At 47.2% G+C, this 20,436-nt stretch carries 18 protein-coding genes; 9 read left to right on the forward strand and 9 right to left on the reverse strand.

Translation table 11 applies throughout. The annotated features are described in order from the left end of the window. Position 1 precedes the first annotated feature (1 nt). The 4 genes from L4D79_RS16855 to L4D79_RS16870 form a co-directional block, all read right to left on the reverse strand. Positions 2-778: a dimethyl sulfoxide reductase anchor subunit family protein gene (locus L4D79_RS16855; protein WP_428652736.1), complete on the reverse strand. Its 777-nt coding sequence runs from the start codon at positions 776-778 to the stop codon at positions 2-4. A 3-nt stretch (positions 779-781) separates the two neighbouring features. Then, entirely contained in the window at positions 782-1,399 is a 618-nt protein-coding gene (locus L4D79_RS16860; RefSeq protein ID WP_428652737.1) for a DMSO/selenate family reductase complex B subunit, read from the reverse strand. A 12-nt stretch (positions 1,400-1,411) separates the two neighbouring features. Beyond that, complete coding sequence (locus L4D79_RS16865; protein ID WP_428653065.1) at positions 1,412-3,841, reverse strand: DMSO/selenate family reductase complex A subunit; 2,430 nt, start codon at positions 3,839-3,841, stop codon at positions 1,412-1,414. A gap of 143 nt (positions 3,842-3,984) precedes the next feature. Then, a complete protein-coding gene (locus L4D79_RS16870) occupies positions 3,985-4,158 on the reverse strand; it encodes a hypothetical protein (protein ID WP_428652738.1) in 174 nt (57 codons plus the stop codon). Positions 4,159-4,477: 319 nt separating this feature from the next. On the opposite strand from L4D79_RS16870, the gene L4D79_RS16875 reads away from it, so the two are divergent. Continuing rightward, a complete protein-coding gene (locus L4D79_RS16875) occupies positions 4,478-5,116 on the forward strand; it encodes a LysE family translocator (RefSeq protein ID WP_428652739.1) in 639 nt (212 codons plus the stop codon). Between the two features lie 83 nt (positions 5,117-5,199). Here L4D79_RS16875 and L4D79_RS16880 read toward each other — a convergent pair whose 3' ends face one another. Then, positions 5,200-5,433: a hypothetical protein gene (locus L4D79_RS16880; RefSeq protein ID WP_428652740.1), complete on the reverse strand. Its 234-nt coding sequence runs from the start codon at positions 5,431-5,433 to the stop codon at positions 5,200-5,202. Positions 5,434-5,805: 372 nt separating this feature from the next. Between L4D79_RS16880 and cfa the strand changes: the two genes are divergently transcribed. Further along, on the forward strand, positions 5,806-6,948 hold the full coding sequence (cfa, locus tag L4D79_RS16885) for a cyclopropane fatty acyl phospholipid synthase (RefSeq protein ID WP_428652741.1): 1,143 nt from the start codon (positions 5,806-5,808) through the stop codon (positions 6,946-6,948). Positions 6,949-7,773: 825 nt separating this feature from the next. Then, positions 7,774-8,184 carry a hypothetical protein gene (locus tag L4D79_RS16890; RefSeq protein ID WP_428652742.1) on the forward strand — a complete coding sequence of 137 codons (411 nt, stop codon included), beginning with the start codon at positions 7,774-7,776 and terminating at the stop codon, positions 8,182-8,184. Positions 8,185-8,294: 110 nt separating this feature from the next. On the opposite strand, the gene treC is transcribed toward L4D79_RS16890, so the two are convergent. From treC to treR, 3 genes are all read right to left on the reverse strand, one after another. Then, positions 8,295-9,974, reverse strand: coding sequence for an alpha,alpha-phosphotrehalase (gene treC, locus L4D79_RS16895; protein ID WP_428652743.1), 1,680 nt, complete (start codon positions 9,972-9,974; stop codon positions 8,295-8,297). Between the two features lie 117 nt (positions 9,975-10,091). Continuing rightward, positions 10,092-11,516, reverse strand: coding sequence for a PTS trehalose transporter subunit IIBC (treB, locus tag L4D79_RS16900; protein ID WP_428652744.1), 1,425 nt, complete (start codon positions 11,514-11,516; stop codon positions 10,092-10,094). Positions 11,517-11,750: 234 nt separating this feature from the next. After that, on the reverse strand, positions 11,751-12,695 hold the full coding sequence (gene treR / locus L4D79_RS16905; protein WP_428652745.1) for a trehalose operon repressor TreR: 945 nt from the start codon (positions 12,693-12,695) through the stop codon (positions 11,751-11,753). 532 nt (positions 12,696-13,227) lie between these two features. Here treR and L4D79_RS16910 point away from each other — a divergent pair. Beyond that, positions 13,228-14,394 (forward strand): Card1-like endonuclease domain-containing protein, encoded by a 1,167-nt coding sequence (locus L4D79_RS16910; RefSeq protein WP_428652746.1) that lies wholly within the window; start codon positions 13,228-13,230, stop codon positions 14,392-14,394. Positions 14,395-14,477: 83 nt separating this feature from the next. Here L4D79_RS16910 and L4D79_RS16915 read toward each other — a convergent pair whose 3' ends face one another. Next, positions 14,478-15,779: an MFS transporter gene (locus L4D79_RS16915; protein WP_428652747.1), complete on the reverse strand. Its 1,302-nt coding sequence runs from the start codon at positions 15,777-15,779 to the stop codon at positions 14,478-14,480. Positions 15,780-15,953: 174 nt separating this feature from the next. Here L4D79_RS16915 and L4D79_RS16920 point away from each other — a divergent pair, with 174 nt between their 5' ends. From L4D79_RS16920 to L4D79_RS16940, 5 genes are all read left to right on the forward strand, one after another. After that, entirely contained in the window at positions 15,954-16,736 is a 783-nt protein-coding gene (locus L4D79_RS16920; RefSeq protein WP_428652748.1) for a helix-turn-helix domain-containing protein, read from the forward strand. A gap of 151 nt (positions 16,737-16,887) precedes the next feature. Beyond that, the gene (locus tag L4D79_RS16925; protein WP_428652749.1) at positions 16,888-17,190 is read left to right on the forward strand and encodes an isoamylase early set domain-containing protein; all 303 of its coding nucleotides are present in this window, start codon (positions 16,888-16,890) and stop codon (positions 17,188-17,190) included. A gap of 189 nt (positions 17,191-17,379) precedes the next feature. Continuing rightward, positions 17,380-18,519, forward strand: a complete 1,140-nt coding sequence (locus L4D79_RS16930) for a tetratricopeptide repeat protein (protein ID WP_428652750.1) — start codon at positions 17,380-17,382, stop codon at positions 18,517-18,519. A 16-nt stretch (positions 18,520-18,535) separates the two neighbouring features. Beyond that, the gene (locus tag L4D79_RS16935; protein WP_428652751.1) at positions 18,536-20,050 is read left to right on the forward strand and encodes a reductive dehalogenase; all 1,515 of its coding nucleotides are present in this window, start codon (positions 18,536-18,538) and stop codon (positions 20,048-20,050) included. Next, positions 20,050-20,367: a hypothetical protein gene (locus L4D79_RS16940; RefSeq protein WP_428652752.1), complete on the forward strand. Its 318-nt coding sequence runs from the start codon at positions 20,050-20,052 to the stop codon at positions 20,365-20,367. The genes L4D79_RS16935 and L4D79_RS16940 overlap by 1 nt, the downstream gene beginning before the upstream one ends. The last annotated feature ends 69 nt before the right edge of the window (positions 20,368-20,436 follow it).

The raw sequence follows: 20,436 nt of genomic DNA on the forward strand, positions 1-20,436 counted from the left end.
CTTACATTGGTATTGCCCACAAATTGTAGAAGGCAACACGACCAATCAGCTCGCCGACTAGCATGACACCCGCGCCTGCAATCAACAATGGTTTCGCCACACCTTTTTGGGTGAATGCAGCACCGCCGATCAGCACAGCAACCAACAATGCAGCAGCTTGTGCACCCCATAATCCATATTGGTTAACAGCTAGCTCTGGCGCTGCTTGGGTAACAAAGCCAATGTAGTCAGGTTTCGCGGCAAGAGAGACCAGCGCACCAACGGCCAAGGTCGCAAAACCCAGCATGTGCGCGCCCAGCATCAAGGCAAACGCACCACCCGCGACCAGTACCGTCAGCCACATTTGTAGTGACGTATGAGCAGTGTCCCAACTTGCTACAGTCGTTAATTGGTATACCTGAGGAATAGACCAAGCAAACAACAAGCCAGCCACAACCGTCGCCTTGTTAGCCAGTTTCGCCAACGACGCTTTGCCCGGCATGAAGCTAAACGCCACCGTTGCAGCGGCACACGCCATGAACAACCCACTCAAGATGATTTCGTTGCTCATTGGCGAGCGGCCCAAGCCGAACAGCAAATTGAATGCACGCAGCGGTTGGCCCATGTGCAGGCCACCGATCGCTGAGCCCACTAGCAACAAGGCTGCAGCAACAATATTTGCCGTCTTCAACTGGGCATCGCCGATCTGCTTCGTCGTATGTGCCAATAGCGACAACAGGAAAATACCGACAGCCGCCTGACCGAACACCGTAAAAAAGACTAATGGTAGTTCATGCATGATTTATACCTCCGCAGGGTTCTGTACTGCACCTGTCGAATCCCCGGTCGGGCGCGAATCAGCATGCGGCTTAACAACTAGGTTAGGTTTGGTCATTTCTGGATTTGGCAGCGGTGCGATAGCATTCTGCTGGCCATAACGCTCACGCAGCACCTGAATTTCATCGAAATCCAATGCTCGCTGTGGACATGAATCGACACATACCGGCTTCTTGCCTTCGGCGACACGCTCAAAACAGCCATCACACTTAGACATTACTTTCTTTTCAGCGTCGAACTGCGGCGCACCATAAGGACAGCGCATTTCACAGTAGCGACAACCAACACAGGCGTCTTGGTTAACCACAACAAGACCATCTTCCTTACGCTTGTGCATCGCACCGGTTGGACAGCCAGCAACACATGTCGGCTCATCACAGTGGTTACATGAGATAGACAGGTAGTAGTTGAACACATCTTGAGTCCAAGTATTGCCGTCCTTCTTCCAGATACCGCCGCCATATTCGTATACACGACGGAATTTAGGACCTATATCCTGATCTTTTTCATCCTTGCAGCTTACCGAACAGGTTTTACAGCCAGTACACTTTGCTGAGTCTACGAAAAAACCGTATTGCTTCATTTTTTATTCTCCTTAGACTCGTTTGATTTCAACTAAGTTAGTGTGCTGCGGGTTACCCTTCGCCAGAGCAGTCGCTCGCTGGGTCGTCAGTCGGTTGATACACCCACCAACATCGACACCGTCACGGTTAGTCTTCGCCCAACCGCCTTCTGGCATAGCGACAGTACCCGGCATGATGCGAGCCGTGACTTTGGCTTGCATGCGCGCTCGACCGCGATCATTGAAAATCTCGACAATGTCGTCATTCTTGATGCCACGCTGCATTGCATCCAGATCATTCATCCAGATCAGGTCTGGTGCCACTTCTTGCAGTTGCGCGACAGAAGAATAGGTTGAGTGAACGTGGCCTTTGGTATGGAAGCCCGTCATCTGCAATGGATACTTATGATCGAGGCTTTGCTCGAAACCCTCGACAGCCGGCACATACTCAGGAATGGCACAGATCTTATCGCCCTCCAGAACCGGACGCTCCTCTGCAAGCTGAGCGAGAGCCTCAGAATAGATTTCAATCTTGCCTGATGGGGTTTTCAACGGGTTTGCTTCTGGATTATCACGGAAGTCTTTCAGCGCAATATGCTGGCTGCTATCAGCCACACGACGGTCGATAATGCCCATGCCATCTGTTTCTTCAAACGGTGGCAGAGCACTATTGTTCTTGCGGGTTTCGTTATAAGCATGCTCAACCCACTGCGGGTAAGTCCGACCTTCGGTGAACTTTTCTTTGAGGCCCATCTTGTCGGCAATATCTGCCAATACATCGTATGTCGGGCGGTTCTCCCACATCGGCTCAATTGCCTGCTGCAGGCGTACGATATAGTTATAAGCACCTGACTGATAGGAGTTGTTGATCAAGTCATCTGACTCCAACGTCGAAACATCCGGCAACAACAAATCGGCATAGCGGGCAGAAGCCGTCATGTGGTTATCCCACACCAAGTTGAACTCAATCAATGATTCATCGGTCAGGATCTCGTGCAAGCGATTCAGATCCGAATGCTGGTTACCCGATACATTGCTGGCATAATTCCACAGGAACTTGATGTTGGTAGACAGCTTGTCAGCGCCGCGAACATAGTCCGCTTTAGCGGTCATTTCCGTGCCTCGAACCACAGCATCGGTCCATAGGAAACATGGAATTGACGCTTTGATCGGGTTACCCGTCGACATGCCTGATACAGGGTAAGGGACACTCCCCCCCCATGAACCAACGTTGGTCCCCGGACGGCCAAACTGACCAGTCATGATTGGCAGCATCAAAATAGAACGTGATGCTTGCTCGCCCTGCTGAGTACGCTGCAAACCCCAGCCTTGTGAAATCCAAGCCGCTTTCGCGCCAGCAATTTCACGCGCTAGCTGCTTGATACGAACCGCAGGAATACCGGTTAACTGACTTGCCCATTCCGGCGTTTTCTCAGTCTCATCCTCACCCAAGCCTAAGATATAAGACTTGTATGAACTATTTGCCGGCGCACTCGCTGGTAAGGTATTTTCATCCCATCCCACCGCATAGCGATTCAGCATTTGCTCATCGACAAGCTCTTCTTTGATAAGGGTATGACCGATAGCCGCAACAAGGGCAGCGTCAGTGCCCGGTCGGATCGGTAGCCACTCACCTGCAAACGCTGTAACACTGTCGGTGCGGCGCGGGTCAATCAAAATCACCTTGGCATTGCTCTGCTCAAGCGCGTGGTAAATTTCAGCAATCTGACCGCCACCCGACATACGGGTTTCAGCCAAGTTTTGACCGAACATCACCACCAGATCCGAGTTCTTGATCTCAGAAAATAGCGTTTGCTGCTCAGTACCATAAATATTACCCGCCTGACCGAATACATAGGGCTGAATAGTATTTAACTGGCCTTCAGAGTACGTGTTATGAGCATTCAAATACCCTCCCGTCAAATTCAATAGACGTCGGCAGGTATTTCGGCCCTGTAAGTTGGCCCCTGTTGTGCCTGAACCGTACTGGTAATAGATTGCTTCACTACCATAGGTATCTATAATCCGGCGTAGCTCTGATGCAACCATCGTCGTTGCTTCGTCCCAGCTGATACGCTTGAATTTACCTTCACCACGCTTACCAACCCGCTTCATTGGGTATTTCAGGCGATCCGGGTTATAAGTGCGGAAGCGGGCAGAACGGCCACGCAAGCAAGGGCGGATTTGGTGCTGGCCAAAAATCGCCTCATCCACGCCGTCTTCAGGAGAAATTTTCACTGCCACGCCATCACGCACATGGACTTTGAATGGACAACGACTACCACAGTTTACCAAGCAGGCACTGTATTTAATGGTTTCTTCACCCTCAGCCTTAACATCTACTGCATGGGCCTTAAATGGCAGGGTCATTGAGCTCGCCGCAGCAGCAGCGCCAGTAACAGCGGCCGACTGCTGCATAAACTTCCGCCTACTTAACAGGTAGGACTGAATTTTATTGGTTATCGTCATTAATAATGCCTCTTTTTAGTTTGCAGGCACTATTAACCATTTAGAAGTAACACAATATGATCTTTATCAATGCCATTTAGGCACCATATTAAAGTTTGTAAGACATTATGAACAAACATCACACAAATCAAAATAAACTATAAAAACAACAATTTAATACCAACAAAGAAATGATAATTATTTTCATAGGCTGGATTCCAGAGTAACCCCATCACTTTCTTTACACATTTAGATGCAGAAAACAGCAACGCCATCACCATCATCTCTATAGCAATAAAAAGAGATAACCCCACATATAAAACTAATGGCATCTATTTTCAAATTCCCGCCATTGAAAAAAGCCACACGGAAACATTTGATAACATTTAGATAGCTTTTGAAACACTGTATTTATTCTGCATTCGCATCTATTCATTCCAAGACATACCTCCTAAAGAACTTTTGACCGAGTACCGACTCTACGGTCAAAAGTTGAATCAATATGCACGGGAAGAAGCTAACCTTCAGAACAAACAGCATACAAAATACCCACATATCAAATGAACAAACTAAAAAATACAATCAATGCGTTTAAATCGACCACAAAAAGGACTAGAATCCAGCACCTTGTAAATCCAATGCCGACGTACCATGATTGATCTATCCGTTTTACCTGTTTATCTGACTGCTGTTATCGCCCTGCTATTGATTCCAGGCCCAGACATGCTGCTAATCGCCAGCTCCAGCCTGAGCTACGGTAAAAAAGTAGGGGTATTTGCCAGCTTGGGCAATGCAACTTCAGGACTGATCCTTACTCTGCTAGCCGCCATGGGCGTCTCGGCATTGATTGCCATGAACCCTATTGCCTTACAAGTACTTCGGCTCCTAGGTGGTGCTTACCTGTTGAAAATGGGCTGGGACTGTATGCGTACCAACCCTTCTGACGCGCCAACGGTTGAACAAAGCACTAGCGTAGCCAAAACCCTGTATCGCCGAGCGGTGATCAGTAACCTACTCAACCCAAAGGCACTGATTTTCTTTGTTCTGTTCCTGCCGCAGTTTGTATCCACCCAAATCACAGCGACTTCGGGTGAACAAATGCTGGTACTTGGCCTACTTCTGAACGTACTCGGATTACTGTTCAACCTGTTCTTGGTCACCATGATCGGTAGCCTAGGCCAGCCACTGCTAAAAAATGAGAAGTTCCGTACCAACCAGCACAAATTCATGGGCCTGATCTTCTTTGTTTTGGCAATCTGGCTGTTGGCTTCTCAGGTTCCTGGCGTTTAAATTACGTTTTTAAGCACTCATTAAAAAGGGCATCTATCAAGATGCCCTTTTGCTTATCCTACCCGCCTTACTTTCCTAGATAATCAGGCTTCTTTTTTCGATAACCTCTTCCCCTCGGCAGCAACGGCTTCGACGTAATACGTAAAACGCTGAATATTGCTAAGAGCAAGTTTCAGCTCATCTACATCACTGGGCAGAAAAGCAACCGTACTGTGCTCAAGTTCAATAAATGGAAGGAGTTTTAATACTGACGAATTTGCTTTTTGAATGTCATACCTGGCCTTTAGTGCCAATTTAATCGTAGTGGTATCAGTCATTGTTTTACCGTATATACATGCTGACTATTATTCCTATTTCCAGGTCAGCTGATGAATACAAAGACAATTCCGTTATCTTTAAGATTTATAAATAGTTCAATCAATGGATGCGGACATTACTATATACACTAGCCAATATAATATCATCGGAATTACAATGTAATATTTTTACATACACACATATACAATAACCTCGAAAAGGCTAGCTATTCCATTCGGCTGTTTTTCTTCAATATTATCGTGAATAATAATTTACATAATCCCTGTGTTAGTTCTACTAAATAGTATGTTAGGAAAAAATGAACATCATGGATATCAATATCATGATACTTTTCAATCTCAAACTGTTATGTAAAACTCAGCAGGTAAGTTATGTCATATTTAAAACTTTTCAATGAACTATTAAGCCCAGCCGATATTAAAATAAACGGTACACGTGATTGGGATATTAGATTACATGATGAGGCTGCTCTCGACAGGATCCTCATCGATGGTTCATTGGGGTTGGGTGAAACTTACATGGAAGGCTTATGGGACTGCGACAGGATAGACGAGTTAGTCAACCGTATCACACAACACAATCTAGAAGAGAAGCTAGGTGTCAAAGCGAAGCTATTACTGGGCGCTCACCTTGGTAGACAAAAAGTCGTTAATTTCTTTAATCGACAAAGTGTGGAACGTTGTAATAAAGATGTCCCTTTTCATTATGACCTTGGTAATGACTTATTCAAGGTTATGTTAGATGATCGAATGACCTACACCTGTGGTTACTGGAAAGAGTCTTTTGATTTAAATAGTGCCCAAACAGCAAAACTCGATTTGATATGCCGCAAACTGGATTTAAAGCCAGGTATGCACATCCTGGACATTGGCTGTGGCTGGGGCAGTTTCATGAACTATGCCGCCGAGCATTATGGCGTGATATGCCACGGTTTGACACTGTCTAAAGAACAAACCGCATTAGGTATGGAAACAGCCCGCCGAAAAAACCTGCCTGTTAGCTTTATCCTTCAGGATTATCGACAGTATGTTCCTGCCATTTCCTACGATCGTGTGGTCTCTATCGGGATGATAGAGCATGTCGGGCCAGAGAATTACAAAGACTACTTTACCTGCGCCAATCGTTTCCTAAAAGACGACGGTATGTTTTTACTCCATACCATCGGTAGTCCAAAATCTCAGTCAGAAACCGACCCTTGGATTAACAAGTACATCTTCCCTAACGGCGTGATCCCGTCTATTTCCCAGCTAGGGACGGCGATGGAGAACACGTTCAATATTGAAGATTTGCACAATATTGGCCCAGATTACGATAAAACACTCATGGCTTGGTGCCGTAACTTTGAAGAGAATTGGGGCCAAATTTCGCATAACTATGGCGAAACCTTCTATCGGATGTGGCGTTACTACCTCCTTTCATGTGCCGGCGCGTTCCGCAGCCGTAATTTAAGTGTTTGGCAACTCGCTCTCACTAAAGAAGGGACAAAGCTGCCTCTATTCGCACGCGCTGTTTGATACCCAGCATATCACACGCTCATTCAACATCATGCCAGCGAAGAAGCCGTGCTTAAGTCTACGGCTTCTTCCTCTTAATTGGCTTGAGTAATGCGCTCACTCACCAACATTGAGAATGAAAATGGAATCTACAGTCATAAAGATATTCGAGGCAGATGATTCTGTGCTCTACACTACCTCCATCAATTCCAAGCATTACGAACTACGAACCGATTTTTCGAAGTCGCGTTTGAGTGCTGTAGAAGAACTATTAGTCTCTAATAACATTGCGACAAAGGGCTCGGTAGAAATAAGAGACATCCAAGTGTTAGAGCAGTCAGGATCCCATACGGAGTTAACTGTTTATGCTTACTACTTTCCTGACACAGTCAAAGTATATGTTCGGGCTGTACGCGACTCGTGCACATACATCTTTCAGGTAGATATCGCTGATGGTCATTATCACTATTCGTCCAGTCACCCACTCCGGGCTAGCGACTTAACCAGAATGTCGTTGAAAACACATTTTCCCGATATCAAAGATTTCAAAATTGCTCTTCTAAAGAAAGACACCGAGAAAATGCCATCTGAAATTAATGTTAATGAATTTTCGCAAGTGTATATGATGGCGAATGCTGTCGTATGAATACTCATGACTTCATTGCTGTCCTTCACAATATATTAATCTTTGCTGTCTTTCTGATTATTGCCGCTAAGGTGGCACTCAGTATCGAACATAAGCGAAAGAAAAAATAACAAAAATACAAATACAACGTTCAGTAAAATAAAAACCTATCTAATAATATTATCTTCTCTAAAAAGAGAATATTAAGAAGTGGACTAACTATGACTCCTTTGAAATTTATTTTAGAAACCCACCAAGAATACAATACCAATACGGATGATTTAATGACTGTCTTATCCCATACTGCGATTGGCGTTTGTATGAACAAACCGCTAGATCGTGGCCGGTGGATAGTGGCATACCTCACCAAAGTTAAGCCAAATTTTCCCCCTCAAGGCCCAGCCTGGAAGCTCATTGATGGTTGCCTAAAAGAATCTACCCCCAACCGTGTCGCTCGCTGCTTCGAGACCTTCTATCAGTTCTATTGGGGAACTCGCCCCTATGCTTCAGCGCGACCATTGCCAGGTCAAGTAGAAAGAGCCAATGCCCGAATTGAAACATACTGTCAGCTTAAAGACTCCGTGACAGCCAATACGGCTCCGACTCAAGGTTATCTGGCGATGGCGTCATGATGGGGGCTTTTCAAATACTAAAAAAGCGCCGTCCGGCGCTTTTTTAGTATTAACCATTTTAATCATGACGTTCTTATCATTGAACCTAGCAGTAACCGGTCAATCTCGGCTTACTTGGCAATGACAATAATCCGTGTCTCATAAGGCTTCAATGTGACGTTATTTTCCTGAAGTACCTTCATGGAGTCGGCATAGTTCGACAACAAACACACACCACTAGCCACATCCAACTCAGGTGGTAACTGACAATCCACGTTCTCACCATAGTAGTTATTCACACACAGTAAGATCTGACTGTCTGATTCTCGCTTGTAGCAGAATATACGATCGTGCTCAGGCATTAAATCAGTGTAATCACCGTCGGTAATCACAGCGACTTCCTTACGTAATTGAATAAGCTGACGGTAAAAGTGGAATACTGAATTTTCGTCTTCCACCGCGGCTTTTGCATTGATGTGCGTATAGTTATCCGCCACCTGTAACCAAGGTGTCGCTTTGGAGAAACCGGCAAATTCGCTCTCGTCCCACTGCATCGGTGTACGGGCGTTATCACGGGATTTCTGCGCCAAGATAGCTATCATCTCATCATGACTCACCCCTTGTTGGCCTACCATGATGTCGTACATGTTGGTACTTTCTACATCACGATACTGCTTGATCGAGGTGTATGCCGGGTTGGTCATGCCAATTTCTTCACCTTGGAAGATATACGGCGTTCCCTGCATCATGTGCACTGATGCCCCCAACATCTTGGCAGATTCGACACGGTATTGCTTGTCATCGCCCAATCGGCTCACTACGCGGGGTTGGTCATGGTTACACCAGAACAATGCCCCCCACCCCTTGCCATTCAAGCCTAACTGCCAGTGGTTAAAAATCGCTTTAAGCTGATGGAAATCAAACGGTGCCTGGGTCCACTTCTCGCCATTAGGGTAATCGACTTTCAAGTGATGGAAGTTGAACACCATAGAGAGTTCTTTGCCATCCAGTGATGAATATTGCTGGCAGTGCTCAAGAGTTGTCGAAGACATTTCGCCAACGGTTACCGAGCCATATTTCTGGAATACCGCAGTGCTGATTTCCTGCAAGTACTCATGCACACGGGGACCATCGGTATAAAAACAGCGGCCATCACCGATACCGTCGTTTGGGAAATCCTGTTGTTTGGAAATCAAGTTAATGACATCAAGACGGAAACCGTCGACGCCCTTCTCGGCCCAGAAGCTAATGACATCTTTCACCTCTTCCCTGACCTTCGGGTTTTCCCAGTTTAGATCGGCCTGCTCTTTGGCAAACAAGTGCAGGTAATATTGGCCTGTGGCTTCATCGAGCGCCCAGGCATTACCGCCAAACTTCGACTGCCAGTTAGTTGGCTCAGCGCCATCGACCGGATCTTTCCAGATGTAGTAGTCACGGTACGGGCTGTTCATATCACCGAGCGCTGACTGGAACCAAGCATGTTCAGTTGAAGTGTGGTTAACCACAATATCCATGACAATTTTGATACTGCGTTGATGCGCTTCAGCCAATAGCTGATCAAAGTCGGCCATGGTGCCGAAATCAGGGTTAATATTGTAGTAGTCAGAAATATCGTAGCCGTTATCAATCATTGGCGAGCTATATACCGGCGTTAGCCAAATCGCATCGACCCCCAAGGTTTGGAGGTAGTCGAGCTTAGCAATGATCCCTTGAATATCACCGGTTCCCTTGCTGCCACTATCACAGAAGCTCTTTGGATAAATCTGGTAAATCGTAGCAGTACGCCACCATTCAAGTTGCTCTTTCAACATAATAACCTGCACACTTAAAAAATCAGAAAAAGGTAGCTGGCCCTAGAAATCGTTCCGACCAGCTACAAAATCACTCAGGGGGTTTTCCTATTCCTAGGCCATAATTCTGGCCATCAGCTAGGCTGTTGCTTCACTCAGCTCACCTTTCGCTTCGGCACGCTTGTACATGAACAAGGTCAATGCCATCGGTACCACAACTGCAACGACCATCGCGATGAAATACACCAGCCAGTACTGCGGCTGAATCGATAGAATGCCAGGTAGGCCACCGACACCGATACCGTTCGCCATCACACCCGCACTGCCACAGATTGCTGCTGCAATCGCAGAGCCAATCATGGCGCTAAGCATTGGGAATTTGTATTTCAAGTTGATGCCGTACATCGCAGGTTCCGTCACACCAAGGTAAGCAGAAATCGCTGCCGGCACTGAAATTTCACGTTCATTGGTTTTCTTGCTGATGATAATGATGGCCACTACCGCAGAAGCCTGAGCTATGTTTGACAGTGCAATCAAAGGCCAGATCGGCGTACCACCCATCGACTGCATCAACTGCAAGTCAACGGCGTTAGTTGTGTGATGGATACCGGTAATAACCAATGGGGCGTATAGGAAGCCGAAGATCATTGCACCGAAAATGGCAAAGTCACCGGTCATGGCAGCTTGTGCCGCGTAACCCACACCGTCACCCAGCATACGGCCAAACGGACCGATAAAGGCGTGAGCCAGAATAACGGCAGTAATGATCGAGACAAACGGCACAATCACCAAGTATAGGTAAGCGGGGATAATTTTCTTGAGATTGGTTTCAATGAAAGCCAACGCAATACCGGCCAGCATTGCTGGGATCACCTGGGCTTGATAGCCGACCTTCTCAATGGTGAAGAGGCCAAAGTCCCACACTTCAGGCAGTTGTTGCCCTATCAAGTAAGCATTCATCAACTGCGGGGAAACCAGTGTTACCCCCAAGACGATACCCAGAATTGGGGTACCTCCTAGTTTCTTCACGGTCGACCAACAGACACCAACAGGCAGGAAGAAGAAGATTGCTTCGCCAATCAACCATAAGAACGAATGCACTGTTGCCCAGAACTGGCTGATCTCGGTCAGGGTCTGGCCATCAAACATCTTGATGTCGCCGATAACGTTACGGAAACCGAGGATCAAACCACCGGTAATAATCGCAGGAAGCAATGGGACAAAGATTTCAGCAAGATGGGAAATCCCACGCTCCAACAGGCTCATGTTCTGGCGAGCAGCAACTTTGGCTTCTTCCTTGCTGGCACCCGATTGGCCGGTAACGTCATTCAACGCTTTATAGACCTCATCAACTTCGGTGCCAATCACCACCTGAAACTGACCGGCATTGGTGAAACAGCCTTTCACCATGCTCAGTTTTTCGATCTCTTTAATTTGTGCCTTGTCGGTGTCTGCCAATACAAAGCGCAAACGGGTCAGGCAGTGGCTGACGCTGGCTATGTTGTCCTTACCGCCGATTAACTCGACCAAACGCTCTATCTGCTGTTGGTTAATCTTACTCATGCCGATTGTCCATCGTTATAAAAATAGGAATGTGTTGGGTTGTCTGTCATTGTTAGTTTCAATTACGTGGGAATGTTCCCATTCGATGGTAAGAATAATCTCAGATCCCCCACCCGATGAAAATGGGAACATTCCCATTTCGTGAATCAGTTCACAACCTGTACCTATAGGTTAGTAGCGGAAATGTGATTTAGATCCTGCTTGATGGCCTATTCAACGACCTTGGATTCCAACTCAATAAGAAGCTTGCTGGATCAGGTGGGTGATTTCTTGCTGCCCGGACAACTGCTTGATCAGTAACTGCGCTGACACTTTACCGGCCTCAAAATAGCCAGGGTCAATACTGAACGTATTCGGGAACAAAAACGACAGCAAATCCGTCGCTCCTACGCCGGAGACTTGGATGTCGGTACGGCCAAGTTCCTGCAAACGCTTGGCAACGCCCATTGCCAAGGTATCACTGGCACAGACAATCGCCTCGGTACTGTCGCTTAAGACTTGGTCGGTAATGTGGTAAGCGCTGTCGTAACTTAGCTGCCCTGTTTGATAATTAGGCTCAATGCCCAGCTTACGGCAGCTATCCAGGTAGGCATTAAGACGGAGTAAACCCGTTGTCCGGTCAGACTCATCAACCCCAATATAGCTGATGACTTGTTTGCCATTTGAAACCAACTTATCCATAGCAAGTTCGATTAAGCCTTGATGATCGTAATCGACCGAGGAAATGGTATTGGTGTCCGTTGCGATAACGACCGCTTTGTGGCCGAGGTGTTCGATACTGGAAAGATCACACCCAGAGAACCCAAACACAATGACCCCATCCACATTGCGCTTTTGCAGCACTGCGAGGTGCTCGTTGGTCTTATCGGCGCTGAACTGACTTTCCATAATCACGGCGTCATACCCGGCTTGGTAGATAACGTCGAGGATACCGCTGACCGCTTTGTTTTCAGAAGGAGAATCTAAACGAGACAAAATGATCCCAACCACCTTGGCACTGCCACCCCGCATCGCTTGTGCTGACTTGGAAGGGACATAACCGGACTCACGGATCACCTGCTCGACCTTTTCCCTTGTCGCGGGCTTTACTTTCGGATCGTTGGTGAGTACACGGGAAACGGTTGATTTGCCAACACCTGCCAATTTGGCAATGTCTAGGATGGTTAGTTTCTGGGTCATAATCATTCTGTTTATTAGTTATCTACTTATTGTCTCTGAGAACACAATAATTTCAATGCTTTTCCTCTGCAAATCATCATATACCCAGGTAACTTCAAGGGGCTTGATGCAGCGAAAATCACTTGAAATCGCTGACACCACATAGAAACCCGGCAAACCCCGTCCCTTGGGAACTCATCAGAGCAACCCTTTGTTACATCATTTTCTTCCAAAATTAGTCTTTAATATGGAACAAAACTTCATTTATCCTGACAAACACTTACATAGCTCAGACATTTCTTTGAATTTATTCAATTAGTTTATACCCAAGCAACGTCAAGGTGCTTGGTAGCCAAACGGCTCCCAGTACTGAGCATTAAACAGAAATAATATAGGCATACGCAACAGTGCGACTTGATTTTATTGAACACTGTCCGCATATATTAAGTATGATGATTAAAAAGCGTCACTGACAGACTAGTAAGCACGGGCCACCCTTTGTATTCCATTATCGATGAGCCGGCGCAGTCGCAGATAACGCGTAAGGATAAATATGATTACACATGTTGGCATTATCGATCAGGACCCCGTAAGGCTGATCACCCCACTTCTCGACCATGGCGTCCCAGCCGATAAGATGATTTTTATCGGTACAGAGTCACAGCAAGAACAATACGACCGACTGGCGTCTATTCTTCTTCCTCGTAATATTGAGGCCGAATTTTTCATCATCCCTGACTCCATCAATATCACCAGTATTCGCGCACATATTATAGAGCTCGCCGAAAAACTAAAAACAGCACAAACCGATGTCTGGTTCAATGCCAGCTGTGGTCTACGTCACCGCTTACTATCGGCCTATGAAGTTTTCCGCACCTACCACTGGCCAATTTATGTGATTGAGCCGTTTAGTGATGAAATGTGCTGGCTATACCCAGCAGATCGTGAGCAACAGCAAGTAGAAGACCGTATCCAGTTGGCCGATTACCTGACTATTTTTGGTGCTCGCTGTGAATTACCTGAAAATCTCGTTCCTGAAGAGCTCAACGAGCAACTATGGGAATTAGGCCAACGTTGGGCAAGCTCTGCCCTTGAGCTGGGTCCTGGCCTTGCGACCCTCAATTATTTGGCGACAACGTGCCGTAAGGAACAAAAGCTTGATGTGGGCTTGAGCGAGAAACAGCAAGGCTACAAAGAGCTGGGCATGTTACTCAACGACTTGGAAGAAACCGGCCTTGCGACCTACCATGACGGCATCCTAACCTTCAAACATGAAGAAGCTCGCCGTTTTGCCAATGGTGAATGGCTGGAGAACCTAGTGCACAGTACTGTTCGCGCTATCCAGAATGATCTTCCTACCATTCAAGACCACTCGCTAGGTGTTCAAGTTTACCGCCAAATTGGCGACCGAGAAGTCCGTAACGAGCTAGATGTCGCGACAGTGGTGAACAACAAACTCCATATCATCGAATGTAAAACCAAAGGCATGCGTGACGACGGTGACGATACCCTATACAAACTGGAGTCGCTACGAGATCTCCTTGGTGGCCTACAGGCCCGCGCCATGCTGGTTAGCTTCCGTCCATTGCGTCACCACGATTTGGTTCGCGCCCAAGATCTTGGTCTGGCAATTATCGGCCCCGATCAGCTGAGTGATTTGCAAACGCACCTCCATAGCTGGTTCAAAGATGCCGGTGGCCAGAGCCACAATATTGCCTAGTTAAGAAAAAGGCTAATCGCATATCAAGAGGGGCGCTGTTGCAAATACAGCGCCCCTTTTCTTTGCCCCTGCAGACGACATAACTACCCAGTAACCACTTCCCGTTGTTCAGGGATGAAGACAAACAGTACCGAAGAGACCGCCAGCCCTCCTCCACAGATCATCCAGCTAAGTGAAATACCATAGCGCTCTGACACAACACCAAACAGTAATGATGCACACACCGCCCCGCAAGTTACCATCAGTGAGCTAACCGATAGCATGGTTGAACGGTGTCGCGTCTCGGTGTTGTCATTGAACAGCACACTTTGAGAACTATTGCCTAAGGTAAAAAAGAAGAAAAACAGCAAATACAGTACGGAGAAAAACAAAATGTCACTGGTATTTGCTAATGCAGTCAAGGCTATGCCAGATAAAAGCCGAGTGGCAAATAACAGGGTTTTATGAGATCCCCCCATCAAAGCCAGCAAGCGGATAGAACACAGTGATGACAATGCAGACATTAAGAAGTACAACCCCGCGATGACACCGAATACTGTTATGTTATTCACAGCCACGTTATTATCTGAAGAATCTTGCATAAGCCCCAGCAAATAAGGCTGCCAGAACGTCTCGACACTGCTTAGCACAGCGCCGTATACGAGGGTAGTTTGCAACAGTCTTCTGACAATATCGTGAGTAAATGCCTTTCTGATTAACGCAACGGATGCGCGTATATTCATGGTATTCGCCAAAGCAGAAGTTTCATGATTGACTTGCTCGTTGAACACCCCCGGCTCAATAATCAACCAAGTGGTGATCGCAAACAGCAAGATATTTGCCATAATCACCACTACGATATTGGCATCATAGACACTTGCCATCTCTAGCCCCGAAGTCACCATATAATCAGGTAACCAGCCACCAAAAACAGAGCCTGCAGCCAATCCCACCGTCACTGAAACATACACATAGGCTTGCGCCGAATGGAATGTCAGCATGCCCCTTGAATTTTCAGGGTCATGGGCAGGGCAAAGCTGAAAGCTATCGTAGAACCAAGCATCGAGGGTACCGGAGTAGATGGCGCGGGACGCGCCGAGAAAGCAGGCTGCCACTAATAACGGGCCGATGCCTGAAGCATAGAGCAAGACACAGCACCCCAGTATGTTAATAATTAATGAAAGCAGGTAGATGGTTTTACGGCCATACCTATCCGCGATACCACCTAATGGCACTTCTAATACCGCAGTGCTACCCACCCACACAGCCATCACCAAGCCAATATCTTGTAAATTAAGCCCTCTCGATTGAAAGAACAGTACCAGCACGGGGATAGTGATCCCGGTGATCATCCAGTGCATTGCTTGGTGAATGGCATACCGCCTTGTTAGTGCTTCCCGAGTCACTCTGTTTCTCCACTTCCTGTGATAACACTGGAAGGTTCTCATAATGACCCTTCACTGCAATTTATAACGCTAAAGTGCCGTATAATGACCAATTAGGTATCACCTAACGAAACTACGCAACAAAGCAGATAACAGATACAGACACCCAAACGATGCAAGGGAGATGCAGGAGAAATGGAAGATCAATTATCCCACGAGGTATGCCGGCAGCTAAAAAAGGAACTCAAAGGCAAGAACATTAACTACAGAGCACTCTCTGCCCAGTTAGACATTTCAGAAGTCAGCATCAAACGCTTGCTGAACAATCAGCAGCCCCTTTCAATGCAAAGGCTGATCGCCATCTGCAACATCATTGAAATGCCGCTCTCTAAGTTGCTCGAAGAGGCAGAGAACAACTTGTTTAAAATTCCACTATTCACTACAGAGCAGGATCAGGCTTTTTGGGATTGCCCTGCCCTCTTTACGTTTTGGACAAAACTGACTGAGCATCAAAGCGTCGAGCAAATCGCTAGCAATTACCAGCTAGACCAAGCATCGGTTCACCTCTATTTAAGGCGGTTAGAGAAGGTAGGACTCATCGCGCTGGGGTTAAATAATGGTATTAAACTCTGTGTCCCAACCCATACCGCATTCGAAAAGGGCTCAAAATTCCCAGAATTTTTTACCCGCCAGGTGTTAACCCGCCTGCAGGAGCGAGTCATTAATATTCCAACAAACGATGACGATGCTTTCCTCATTACATTGAAAGCAGAACTGACCCATGAAGAGTTTCAGGAGGTGATCCATAAACTCGATGATTGGCTATTTAACTTACTGCGCGAAAGCCAAGATGTACGTTTACGCGAAGGGCTCTCCGTCACGCCCTATAGCTTTGGTCTGATGGCGGCAAAAGGCGCTTATCATGATGAGTTACCCGCCATCCCAAATTTTCAAAGCGGCGCAACCGTAAAACGTTAGTTGAACCGCTTTGGTGCAACGCAGTCCCTTTTCAGGGCAAGCAAGAGCGAATACCCCTCGCTCACCTAGCACTTCATAAGCAATTAACCCTTTGATTATTGGCACTTAGTTTGCTTGCTTTCCTTTAATGGATTTTTCCTAAGGAGTGAAAATGATTAAAAAGCGCTTTTTTAAAACCAAAGATGAAGTGGAAGTAACCTTCGAATGGCCCCAAGCAGCAACAACGGAAACAGTTGCCATCTCGGGTGACTTCACCCAATGGCAGGCAACACCGATGAAGCTCAACAAGAAGAAAGTTTTCAGCTTAAAGCTACGCCTGCCCAAAGATGGTTTGTATCAATTCCGCTATTTGATAAACGGTTCAGAATGGGAAAATGATGCTAGTGCCGATAATTATATTCCCAATAGTTTTGGTAGTGATAACGGGCTGCTTTCAACACACAATAACTTGTAATATTTAGAAACAAAATCAATAAATACAAAGGGCTAAGCTTTATAGCCCTTTTATCCCTGCCAAATCTATTGATCAAAATCATAATTGCGAACAAAGGGGTATTTTCTACCTAAAACGGGTTATTTTATACCTTTTGACCATTTCCTGATTCCACAATACTTGAGCTGATCTTTCACCAAGGACACTCGAATGATTAGCAGTAAGTGGATAGAGCTTTACCAGTATATCAAGGGGCAAATTGAACCGTTCCCTGATCCTGCCGATGTATTAACACCGCTAAATGAACGCTTGTTGTTCTTAGAGGTACAGTTTCCCAAAAAACAGCATCGCCAGCATGCAAGTTGGCGTTTGGACGAGACACAAGAGCAGAGCCATGCCGACTGGTTAGAACATGAAGCCTTTACCTTTGTCATGAGTGATGTGGTGGCCCGACTCGCACTCAGCCCTACCCAGCTTAAATTCCTATTCGAAACCCTGATGGCTGCACAAATGTGTCAGCTCGCGATGGTGACCATCAATAAGCACAAACACCTGCTAATGGAAGACGAATTCAAAACTAGCTGTGGCTTGGTGTACCAGCAGTTAGGTGATTACGAAATGGCAAAATCGATGTTTGAAGAATCGATCGCCCTCAATGCCGACAACCCGCTACTGCATTGCCACCTTGGCTTTACCCATCTATATCTTGGTAACAGTGAGCTTGCCGAAGAGAACTTCAAGCAGAGCATCGCAACCGATCCCGCATTTATCGGAGGATATCAAAACCTTGCCGGGCTGTATTACCAAGAAGGCAAATTCGAACAGGCTGCTCACTATGCCGAGCAGGCCTATTCAAAAAACCAATCACTGGTATCTACCTACATTACTGCCACCAGCAGCTATTTGGCGCTGGGAGAAAACGATCAAGCTGATAACTGGATCACCCGCGCTTTCGATAACAACGTTTCATCCATAGAGCTGGTACGGCTGGCGGGTATTTGTGCCCATCAACAAGGTCGCCTCGAAGAAGCCTTAGAGGCTTTGGATCAATACCTCAGCATCAACCCTGATAACTTTGATGTGCTCAGTATCCGTACCCGCATCAAAGCCGAACTCAAACGCTATGACGACTTGGAGCCCGATCTCAAGCAACTACTGACATTTGAGCCGCATGACGACTGGGGCCTTGAGCAGCTTTTCCTGTGCTATTTCCACACCGGGCAATGGGCAGAAGCACAGCACATCATGGTTGAACTCAACAAGCTGTCCGGCCACTACAAAATTACCCACCGAGCGCTCATCGATACCATCAACAAGAAACTGAGCCTCGACGTTGTCGAATTAAACTAATACACAGGGAGCAAACGTGAGAGAGAAAACAGAACAAGGCGTTGCCAATACATCACGGCGCGACTTCTTAAAACTGGGTGGTGTTGCCGCCGCAACGGCCACCGTCGGGGCTGCAGCGGGGGCTGGCTTTGTACTCGGACGCGATCCCGACGCCAATGTCGGCTGGGGACGCACCGAAGCGGGCAAAGACATGTATTTCAACCGTGAGCCCTTCCGAGTCGATGTCCCACCGACAATGGAAGTGGTCAGCGAGCCGATACGTCCTGAATGGAGTGATTTCCTGTTCCACCGTACCCGTGCTTTGGGTAAAGATATGAGCAATGGCTGGGTACCGACCCGGGACTGGCGTGATATTCCTAACGAGCGGGTCAAGGAATACTATTCCCGTCACCCTGAACGCTGGGATGATATGTATCAATCATTCGAAGAAAAAGCCAAGCACGAACAAAATATAGAGCAACATCGAGACCGATTTGCCCTCGCTTGGGCCTATTCCGCAGCTTACTTAAAAGGCAATAGCAGTAACTTTCCTCCTAAGCCGCAGGGCCATCCCGACGAGGTCGACTTCCAGTGGGTAAAGCGCGAGCCTAAGCCATTTAAATCGCCAAAACACGCTTCAGAGCTCATCAAGAAGATGGCGTTTAAGTTTGGTATGAGCATTGTCGGCATCACCAAGCTAGACCCAAGCTTTGTGTTTAAAAATACCATGCGTGGTATGCCCGATTGGGACGAAAGCATTCCTAAACACTGGAAAAACGTTATTGTGTTTGGCACCCCAATGAACTGGGACCCGATGTACGCGTCTATCGGCTATTCAACCTCCTATGACGGCTATTTCCGCGCCAAGAATGCCTCAGGTTTGATGGCTGCCTTCTTGGGCGAACTCGGTTATGCAGCCCGTCCCCAGTGGCCGGGGTCGGACTATGAAATTGTTGTCCCTCCGCTTGCGATTCAAGCCGGTATGGGCGAAGCCGCTCGCAATGGCATCTTACTTACCCCGGAGCTTGGACCGAATATCCGCCTTGCTGCCGTGATCACCGATTTGGACTTAGAGCCAGACAAGCCTATCGATACCAAGGTGAAGCATTTCTGTGAAGAGTGCAAAATCTGTGCTGATTCTTGCCCAAGTGGCTCGATCAGCAAAGCAGACAAACCCGATGCGGTAGTCAGGGGATTTCGCAAGTTCGACTTCAACCAAGACAGTTGCTGGACCATGTGGCGTCAAGGCCCAACCGAAACGGCCATGGGGTGCCGGGTATGTATCGCGGTATGCCCCTATACCCGCAAGAACAACTGGATCCACGCCCTGGTTAAAGAAACCGATCCGCGAGATCCTACCGGCCTGACTCGCAAAACCTTGTTGGCGATGCAGCATAACTTCTTCTACTACCCAGAGGCAGATGCGTATCACGGCGACTGGAATGGCGGGCGATTTGCCGGTTACCACCAGCCACCGGAATGGCTGCGCAGCGAGGATTACCTCAATGTCGAAAAAACTTGGGAATATGACGGTAACTGGGAGGGCTTCTAATGTTTCCGCAATCAACAATATTGGATCCGTTGTTCTGGATGGCATTCGGTGCATTACAAGTGTTGGTTTTTGCCGGTGCCAACCAGTGGGCCAAGCAATACCAGCTCGGCATGAACGGCTGGAAATGGGCTTTGGTCGGCACGTGGTGGGCATCACTGATCCTCACCATCGCAGGGGCATTTACCTTGCTGGGCGAAAATGAAGGATTGGCGGGGTGGTACTTCCTTGGCTTTGTCGGAACTGGCCTGATCATCGCTGGTGCCGTTTTGCTTAGGGTGCTCATTGCTTTGAAGCCAAAACATGGCATCGAGAGCTAAATCCGTTTTGATTTTATGATGATAGGAACAAGCCATGAGGTGATCTCAATAGACTGCCTTGTGGCTTTA

It is taken from the genome of Photobacterium satsumensis (assembly GCF_050336935.1).
GTDB classification, from domain to species: domain Bacteria; phylum Pseudomonadota; class Gammaproteobacteria; order Enterobacterales; family Vibrionaceae; genus Photobacterium; species Photobacterium satsumensis.